The organism is Janthinobacterium sp. EB271-G4-3-2, assembly GCF_020858035.1.
Classification (GTDB): domain Bacteria; phylum Pseudomonadota; class Gammaproteobacteria; order Burkholderiales; family Burkholderiaceae_D; genus Janthinobacterium; species Janthinobacterium aestuarii.
Genome location: NZ_JACYMG010000006.1, coordinates 365,281 through 374,044, shown reverse-complemented (window position 1 = coordinate 374,044; position 8,764 = coordinate 365,281). Strand labels below are relative to the sequence as shown.

Here is an 8,764-nt window from a genome sequence, read left to right as displayed (position 1 = left end):
TTTGTCTGGTATACACAGTCAGACAGCAGGGACACGGGAAGATTCCTGGACTTCCCCTACTTAGCGGAGACAGAGCCCAATTAAATGGCCTTATGTGCGCTAGCCGCTTGAACGGCCAGCCGTCCCGCTTTAAGATGATGTTTCTATAAAGCAAGGGGACGGCAATGCACATGATATTCATCACGCGCGCGGGCGCTCTGGCTTGCGCGCTGGCGCTGGCCGGTTGCGCCGGCTTGGGCGGAAACAATGGCACGGCCGGCATGCAGATGCCGGGCAAGACGCCTGCCGATGCCGCCGTGGCCGCCACTTGGTACAACCCGCCCAGCGAATTCCCCGGCATTTGCCTGACCCAGTTCAAGGATGGCAGCCTGCGTTTCGATGGCGGTTTCGCCTTTTTCAACCCGGGCCGCTGGGCGTACGATGGCGCCGCGTCCGAACTGCGTTTGCAACTGGCGCCGACGCCATCGCTGGAACTGTCGCACGCGCAAATCGTCCAACATATGAACCTGTTGCGCATTGAGGCGGACAGGAGCACGCTGGTGTATGGCGTGAAAGCCGATACCAAGGCCATCGGCCTGGGCGGTTTTGTGTTTTACCGCGACACGCCTTGTCCGGCGCGGCGCGGATAAGTTCCGGATTAATGTCATACGGGAATATTTAGTCGTATAATTTCAACGCAAGCTGGCTGCCGCGCAAGACTCGCAAGATTGTCACGTGCGGCAGATTCCCCCTCCAGGCAAGCTCCGATTTCGCCATGGCGATGAGAGGATGGTCCGATGGATGTGCACGACGAGCATGGCATGCCGGGTACTGCGGCGCTGGCGGCGGATGCCGGGCAGCAGGCCGTGGCCCAGCCGCGCACCTTGCTGCTGGTCGATGACGAACCGAATATCCTCGCTTCCCTCAAGCGGCTGCTGCGGCGCGATGGCTACCATATCCTGACGGCCAACAGCGGCCAGGAAGGGCTGGACGTGCTGGCCGGCCATACGGTCGACGTGATCGTGTCGGACCAGCGCATGCCCGGCATGCTGGGCGCCGACTTCCTGCGCAAGGCCAAGCTGCTGTGTCCGCAAACCATCCGCATCATGCTGTCGGGCTATACGGAATTGCAAGCCGTCACGGACGCCGTCAACGAGGGCGCCATCTTCAAGTTCCTCACCAAGCCCTGGGAAGACCATCAGCTGCGCGAACATATCGCCGAAGCCTTTCGCCTGAAGGGCATCGACGACGACAATGCGCGCCTCAATGCGCAGCTGCGCGACGCCAACCAGGCGCTGGCGGCGGCCAATGCCGCCATGCAGGCGCTGGTGCGCCAGCAGCAGCATCAGATCAGCCGCGACGAAGTCAGCCTGGGCATCGCGCGCGAATTGCTGCAATTTTTGCCGCTGCCCGTGATCGGGCTCGATGAGGATGGCATGATCGCCTTCATCAACGCGGCGGCGGCCAACCTGTTCGAACGGGGCGCGGCCCTGTTGGGCAACGAGGCGGCGATCGTCTTGCCGCAGCTGTTCGACGGGCAGGGCGCGCCCCGCCTGGCCGCCATCGATGGCCAGCCGTATGCCGTGGCCGTCCATCCGATGGGCCTGCATTCGCGCTCGCGCGGCAGCCTCGTCACCCTGAGTCGTCATGGAGCAGATACATGAGTGAAAGCGGACGCGAGATTTCCATGGAGCAGGCGCAGGAAGGCATGGTGCTGGCGCAGGCCTTGAATGACGCCAGCGGCGCCGTGCTGCTGGCACAGGGGGCCACCTTGACGGCGGCGAACCTGACGGCCTTGCGCCGGCGCAATGTGGAGAGCTGCCGCGTCGTCATGGACGAGGTGCTTGACCCCGCCGCGCAGGCGCATGCCGAGCAGGAACGCTTGCGCCGCCTGGAACGGCTGGCCGTGCTGTTCCGCGCCACGCCGGCCGATTCCGCCGGGGCCGAACTGCTGGCGCTGCTGCAGCGCTACCGGCAAGGGGGCGCGGCATGACACGGCTCAGTTTTGAACACATCATCCGCCAGATACAGGAGCTGCCTTCGCTGCCCGTGGTGGTGCTGGAGCTGCTGTCGAGCATGGACCAGGACGACACGGACGTGCACGTGCTGGCGCAAAAGATCGAGCTGGACCAGGGCCTGGCGGCGAAGACCCTGCGCATCGCCAATTCCTCGTTCTACGGCATGCAATCGAAGGTCACCAGCATCCCGCAAGCCGTTTCCGTCCTGGGCTTTCACAGCATCCGCACCGTCGTCACGGCCTGCGCCTTGACGGGCAGCTTCGCGCCCGTCAGCGGCGGCTTCGATTTCCAGGCATTCTGGCGCCACTCGCTGGCCACGGCCGTCGCCGCGCGCCTGCTGGCGCCGCACTTGCGCGTCAATCCCGAAACGGCGTTCACGGCCGGCTTGCTGCACGACCTGGGCACCCTGGTGCTGGTGACGCGCTTCCCGGCCGAGCATGCGCTCGTGCGCAGCTACCGCCAGGCGCATGATTGCCAGATGGCCGATGCGGAACTGGCCGTCATCGGCATCGATCACGCGCAGGTGGGCAGCGCCCTGGCCGCCTACTGGAAGTTTCCCGAGGCGATACAGCAGGCGGTGGCCGACCATCACAGCATCGACCGGCTGGAAGCGGGCGGCTTGCCGCTGGCCGTGCATCTGGCCAATGCCGTCGCCCTGGCGCTCGACTTGGCCGGTGTCGACGATGCGCTGGTGCCGCCCCTGTCGCCCGCGGGCTGGCGCAGCGTCGCGCTGGACGAGCGGGCCTGGCTGGCACTGCTGGGGCAAACGGAACACACCTTCGATGAAATGTCGCGGATCATGCTGGCATGAACAAGAAAGAGGCCATGGAAACAGACGCAGGGCAGGCGCTGCCCGCCACGCCGGAACGCCGGCAGGGCGACACCATCGCGCTATCGGCGTTTTTCGATGGCCATCCCGTGGCCACTTTCGCCATTGACACCGAGCACGTGGTGACGCACTGGAACAGCGCCTGCGAACAGCTGCTGGGCTTTACGGCCGCCGAGATGGTCGGCACGCGCGACCACTGGAAGGCGTTTTATCGGCAGCCGCGCGCTTGCCTGGCCGACCTGCTGGTGGCCGACGACATCGCGCTCGGTGAAAATGACCGCTACCTTGGCAAGCTGAAGCGCTCTTCCGTGATCCCTGGCGCCTTTGAGGCCGAGGATTTCTTTCCCGATATCGGCCCCGACGGCCACTGGCTGCATTTCACGGCGGCGCCGCTGCGCGACCGCCAGGGCCGGCTGGTGGGCGCCATCGAAACCCTGCGCGACGTGAGCGAGCGGCGCCTGGCGGAACTGGCGCTGCGCAAGGCGCACGATAACCTGGAACACTTGGTGGCCGAGCGCACGGCCCAGCTGGCCGAAATGAACGAGCGCCTGGCTGACGATATCCGCCAGCGCCAGATCGCCGACCTGGAATTGCGCGAGCGTAACCTGGCCCTGACGGAATTGAACACCAAGCTGTCGCTGGCCCAGCAAAAGCTGCTGCAGTCGGAAAAGCTGGCCTCGATCGGCCAGCTGGCCGCCGGCGTGGCGCACGAGATCAACAATCCCATCGGCTATGTGTTTTCCAATGTGGGCACCCTGGAAGGCTATCTGGACGACCTGTTCAGCATGCTCGACGCCTATGAGGAAGCCGAGCCGGCCGTCGCCGACCCTGTGGTGGCGGCGCGCCTGCGGGCGCTGCGCGAACAGATCGACCTCGATTTCCTGCGCACCGACATTCCCATGCTGATGGGCGAGTCGAAGGAGGGCATTTCGCGCGTGCGCCGCATCGTGCAGGACCTGAAGGATTTTTCGCGCACGGATGCGCATCAGGAGTGGGTCTGGGCCGACCTGCGCCAGGGCATCGATACCACGCTCAATATCGTGAATAACGAGGTCAAGTACAAGGCCGACGTGGTGCGCGAGTATGGCGACATTCCCGATATCGAATGCCAGCCTTCCGAGCTGAACCAGGTGATCATGAACCTGGTCGTCAACGCGGCCCATGCCATGAACGAGGAGCGCGGGCGCATCACTCTGCGCACGGGCAGCGACAACGCGACGGAAGTGTGGATCGAGGTCGAGGACACGGGCGGCGGCATCGCGCCCGAACACCTGTCGCGCATCTTCGACCCGTTCTTCACCACCAAGGCCGTCGGCAAGGGCACGGGGCTGGGCCTGTCGCTGGCCTACACGACGGTGCAAAAGCATCACGGCCGCATCGACGTGCGCAGCATCATCGGCCGCGGCACCACCTTCCGCATCACTTTGCCCGTGCGCCAGGCGCAGGCCGTCGCACCATGACCGAACAGGACAGCATGAGTATGAGCATCAGTACCAGCGCCAGCACCGCGGCCGCGCCGCCCACCATCCTGTGCGTCGACGACGAACCGAATATCCTGTCGTCGCTGCGGCGGCTGTTCCGTCCGCACGGCTACCGCGTGCTGACGGCCGATGGCGGCGCGGCCGGCCTGGCCCTGCTCGAGAGCGAGACGGTGGACCTGGTCATTTCCGACATGCGCATGCCGCACATGGATGGCGCGCAATTCCTGGCCCAGGTGCGCCAGCGCTGGCCCGGCACCATACGCTTGCTGCTGACCGGCTATGCCGACATCCAGTCCATCCTCGACGCCATCAACCAGGGCGAGATCTACCGCTACGTGACCAAGCCCTGGGACGAGAACGATATCGTGCTGGTGGTGCGCCACGCGCTGGAACGGCGCGCGCTGGAACAGGAAAAACTGCGCCTCGAAGCGCTGACGGCCAGCCAGAATGTGGAACTGCAGGCGCTCAACGCCAGCCTGGAAGCGAAGGTGGCCACGCGCACGCAGCAGCTGAAACAGTCGCACGACGAGGTGCAGGCGGCCAACGAGCGCCTGAAGGCCACGTTCGTGACGACGATCAAGGTGTTTTCCAACCTGATCGAAATGCGCGGCGGCAAGCTGGCCGGCCATGCGCGGCGGGTGGCCGAACTGGCGCGCAAGCTGGCGCAGACGCTGGGCCTGGAAGGGCAGGACGCGCGCGACGTGTTCATCGCGGCCCTGCTCAAGGATATCGGCAAGCTCAGTTTGAGCGACGACGTGCTGGAACTGCCGGCCAGCGCCTGGACGGGCGAGCAGCTGGCCGCGTTCCGCAAGCATCCGCTGCGCGCCGAACAGCTGCTGATGGCGCTCGACGAGCTGCGCGCCGTCTCCGTGATCCTGCGCTCGCAGCTCGAGCGCTTCGACGGCGGCGGTTTTCCCGATGGCCTCGTGGGCCTGGCCATTCCGATGGGCGCGCGCATCCTGGCGCTGGCGTCGGATTACGACGGCTTGCAGATCGGCGCCATGGTGCAGCGCAGCCTGCGCGCCGAGGAAGCGCGCACCCTGATCTACGACAGCGTGGGCAAGCGCTACGACCCGGCCGTGGTGGCCGCTTTCCGCGGCATCATGGACGAGACGGAGCCGCCGGCGCGCGACCTGACCGTGCTGTCGGGGCAGCTGGAGCCGGGCATGGTGCTGTCGCGCGACCTGATCAGCCGCGACGGCCTGATGCTGCTGGCGGCCGAACACGTGCTGACGGCCCGCGTGATTTCCCAGCTGCTCGATTTCGAAGGCAAGAATGGCGGGCGCCTGAGTATCCGCGTGTACGCGCCCGTCAAGGAAGGCTAGGGCGCTGCCGGGGCCGCCGGCGGCGATACGGGCAGGTGCACGGTAAAGCGCGTGCCACGGCCCACTTCCGACGCCACCTCGATGCGTCCGCCGTGCTTGTTGACGATGCCGTACGACAGCGACAGGCCCAGGCCCGTGCCGCTGCCCACGGCCTTGGTGGTGAAGAACGGTTCGAAGATGCGGTTCAGGTGTTCGGGCGCGATGCCGGCGCCCGTGTCGCCGATCTCCACCCACACCCAGTCGCCGGCATGGCCGGTGCGGATGCTGATCACGCCATCGCTGCTGATGGCCTGGCCCGCGTTGACGAGCAGGTTCATGAAGACTTGGTTCAGCTGCGAGGCCAGGCAGAGTATCTGCGGCAGCTCGCCATAGTGCTTCTCGATGCGCGCCTTGTATTTCAATTCGTTGGCGACGATGTTGAGGGTGCTGTCCAGGCCAGCGTGCAGGCTGGCCACTTGCCAGTCCGTCTCGCCCACATGGGAAAAATCCTTCAGCGACTGCACGATGTCGCGCACGCGTTTGAGGCCATCCATCGATTCGCGCACCAGGTCCACCATGTCGTCCTGCAGGAAGGCGAGGTCGGCCTGGTCGCGCACCTGGGCCACGCGCGCGGCCAGGGCCGGGCCGTCGAGCGTCTCGCGCATCGCCGCCTCATACTGGCCGATGACGTCGAACAGGGTGCCCACATAGCCTTGCAGCGAACTCATGTTGGAGTTGACGAAGCCGATCGGGTTATTGATTTCATGCGCGATGCCGGCCGCCAGCTGGCCGATGGACGCCATTTTTTCCGATTGCAGCAGCTGGTCGTGCGCTTCCTGTAACTTGCTGATCAGTAGTTGCTGCTCTTCGCCGCGCGCCTGCAGCATCGCTTCCATGCGCTTGCGTTCGGTGATATCGGTCAGCGAACCGATCACCTCGAACGGCACGCCATGCTCGTCGCGCACGAGGCGCAGGCTGTCGTGCATCCACAGGTAGCTGCCGTCGCGCACGCGGAAGCGGTATTCATAGGCGCGCGCGCCTTCGACGAAGATCTGCGCCAGGCTGGAAAAAATGCCGGGGGCATCGTCGGGGTGGATGTGGTCGAACCAGAAGTTGGGATCGGCCACCATCTCCTCGGGCTGGTAGCCCAGTACATTGAGGGCATTGTTGCTGACAAACGTCATCTTGAAGTCGCCGCTGGGCACGGTGCAATAGATGATGGAGGGCGTATTGTCGAGCAGGTATTGCAGGCGCACGGCTGTGGCGGCCGGGGCGTCGGCATCGGGCGCCGTCCCGGCATGCCGGCCGGTATCGGGAGTGGAAAGGTCGAAATCCTCGAACTGCATTGTCACACCTCGCGGCCTGCACGGCATTGATGTCATCCTGGTTCGATTATGCCTGATTCTGCCTGCCTTGGGCCGTCATCGGCGCGCTCAAGGGGCCAGCGGCTGCTCGACGATCGCCATGCGCCGCGCGATGCGCTGCGCCGCTTGCGCATCGCCCGCCTGTTCGGCGCGCAGGCGCTGCACGCCCAGCCAGGCCAGCAGCGGACGGCGCCAGCCCTGGTCCGAGGCGGTGGCGACGGCCGTATCGAGCAGTTCCGGCGTGGCGCGGCCCGAGCGCAGCAGCACGCCGGCGGCCACCAGCCGCGACAGCGGATCCTTGATGGCGGTCACGGCGCTGGCGGCTGCCGTATCCGAGCTGGCGCTGGCGGCCGCCCGCTGCGCTTCCGGCAGCAGGGCGACGTCGGCCGCCTGCGCCTTGCCGGCCAGCCAGGCCGCATAGGCGCGGTCGGCGTCCGTCGCGTCGGCTTGCAGGGCTTCAAAGCCGGCGCAGTCCTCGAAGGCCAGGCTGGCCACGCGCGCGGCGCAGCGCAGCAGCTCGATGCGCGCCACGAGTTCGAGCTTGCCCGTGCCCGCCACCTGGCTGCGGGCGCGCCGGAATTCCGTCTGCTCGACCAGGGCGTTGCCGCTCAAATAAGCCGCTTGAAACCGCTCGACGGAACTTTGCGCATTCATTTTCCAGTCCGGCACGGGCGGGCCGCTGGAGCAGGCGGCGAGCGCGCTCAGGGTCAGTGCGGACAAGGTGGCGTTGAGTTTTCTCATGGCAGTTTGATCTCCGGATTGCGCTTGAACGGCCATTTGCGGTTGATTTCATTGACCAGCTGCTCGACCTTGCGCAGATTGCTTTCCACGTCGGCGCGCAGCGGGCCCAGGTCGGCGGTGGCCGCTTTGGCGTTGGCGCCCACGGCTTGCGCTTCGACCAGCACGGCATCGACTTTTTTCAGGCTGTTGCGCGTGTCGGCCAGCAGGGCGTTCAGCTGCACGATGGTCGCCTGCGCATCCGTCATCACGCCCTTGTCGCCAAAGACGCGCGTGTCGGCATTGGCCACCAGGCCATCCGTGCGGCGCGCCAGCTGGTCCGCCGTGATCAGCAGGGCGTTGGCCCGTTCGATCAGCAGGCGCGACTGCTTGTCGTCGCCCGTCAGCAAGCCCATGGCGCCGCCCGGACCGCTGAGCTTGCCGGTGACGGCCTGCACGTTGCGCATGGTGCCGTCGAGTGCGGAATCGGTACCCGTCAGGTTGCCCAGGTTGTTCAGCAAGTCCTTGGCGGCGGCCAGCAGGCGGGGGATTTCCGCCGCCATGTCGCCCACCAGCAAGTCGCGCGTGGCGTCGTCGGGCAGCGGCGGGTCCGTCAGGATGCCGCTGTAGGCGCGCAGCTTGGCGCCGCCCACAATGCCCCGTTCCAGGGTGAAGATGGAGCTGGTGCGCAGCCAGTGCGCGTCTTTGCGCGGCACGTCGATGATGACGCGCGCGCGGCCGTCCGGCGCCAGCTCGATGCGCTGCACGCGGCCGATGGGAAAGCCGGAAAAGGTCAGGTCGGCGCCGACCCCGACGCCGTCGGAATCGTCGGCCGTCAGCACCAGGGTTTGCGTGGCCTCGAAGGCGCCGCGCGCATACATCAGGTAGACGACGGAGCCGACCACCAGCACGAACATGAAGACGAGCAGGATGGCCGCCTTCAGTTCGGCGTGGCGCACGGGCGGCGGGGCGGGCAGCACAGCGTCGGGCGCCGTGACGTCGGTCTGGTCGGGATTTTGAGGTTGGCTCATGGCTTCTGGCTCTGGTATGGGTGGTTCAAGGTTAGCTGGGC

Annotated in this window: 9 protein-coding genes; 6 read left to right on the top strand and 3 right to left on the bottom strand. The window is 66.1% G+C overall.

What is annotated here, in order from left to right:
• The first annotated feature begins 164 nt into the window (after positions 1–164).
• The 6 genes from IGS55_RS15725 to IGS55_RS15700 all read left to right on the top strand — a co-directional run bounded on the left by IGS55_RS15725 (position 165) and on the right by IGS55_RS15700 (position 5,632).
• Entirely contained in the window at positions 165–629 is a 465-nt protein-coding gene (locus IGS55_RS15725; RefSeq protein ID WP_230516404.1) for a hypothetical protein, read from the top strand.
• Positions 630–776: 147 nt separating this feature from the next.
• Positions 777–1,643: a response regulator gene (locus IGS55_RS15720; protein WP_230516403.1), complete on the top strand. Its 867-nt coding sequence runs from the start codon at positions 777–779 to the stop codon at positions 1,641–1,643.
• Positions 1,640–1,972 (top strand): hypothetical protein, encoded by a 333-nt coding sequence (locus IGS55_RS15715; RefSeq protein ID WP_230516402.1) that lies wholly within the window; start codon positions 1,640–1,642, stop codon positions 1,970–1,972. The genes IGS55_RS15720 and IGS55_RS15715 overlap by 4 nt, the downstream gene beginning before the upstream one ends.
• Positions 1,969–2,808 carry an HDOD domain-containing protein gene (locus IGS55_RS15710; RefSeq protein WP_230516401.1) on the top strand — a complete coding sequence of 280 codons (840 nt, stop codon included), beginning with the start codon at positions 1,969–1,971 and terminating at the stop codon, positions 2,806–2,808. Before IGS55_RS15715 ends, IGS55_RS15710 begins: the two co-directional genes overlap by 4 nt.
• Positions 2,809–2,822: 14 nt before the next feature.
• A complete protein-coding gene (locus IGS55_RS15705; RefSeq protein WP_230516400.1) occupies positions 2,823–4,286 on the top strand; it encodes an ATP-binding protein in 1,464 nt (487 codons plus the stop codon).
• Between the two features lie 20 nt (positions 4,287–4,306).
• Positions 4,307–5,632: an HD domain-containing phosphohydrolase gene (locus tag IGS55_RS15700; protein WP_230516399.1), complete on the top strand. Its 1,326-nt coding sequence runs from the start codon at positions 4,307–4,309 to the stop codon at positions 5,630–5,632.
• Here IGS55_RS15700 and IGS55_RS15695 read toward each other — a convergent pair.
• From IGS55_RS15695 to IGS55_RS15685, 3 genes are all read right to left on the bottom strand, one after another.
• On the bottom strand, positions 5,629–6,957 hold the full coding sequence (locus tag IGS55_RS15695; protein WP_230516398.1) for an ATP-binding protein: 1,329 nt from the start codon (positions 6,955–6,957) through the stop codon (positions 5,629–5,631). The two genes, IGS55_RS15700 and IGS55_RS15695, sit on opposite strands and share 4 nt — an antisense overlap.
• Before the next feature lie 87 nt (positions 6,958–7,044).
• A complete protein-coding gene (locus IGS55_RS15690; protein WP_230516397.1) occupies positions 7,045–7,716 on the bottom strand; it encodes a hypothetical protein in 672 nt (223 codons plus the stop codon).
• Positions 7,713–8,723, bottom strand: a complete 1,011-nt coding sequence (locus IGS55_RS15685; protein ID WP_034749726.1) for an MlaD family protein — start codon at positions 8,721–8,723, stop codon at positions 7,713–7,715. Before IGS55_RS15685 ends, IGS55_RS15690 begins: the two co-directional genes overlap by 4 nt.
• Between the last annotated feature and the right edge of the window lie 41 nt (positions 8,724–8,764).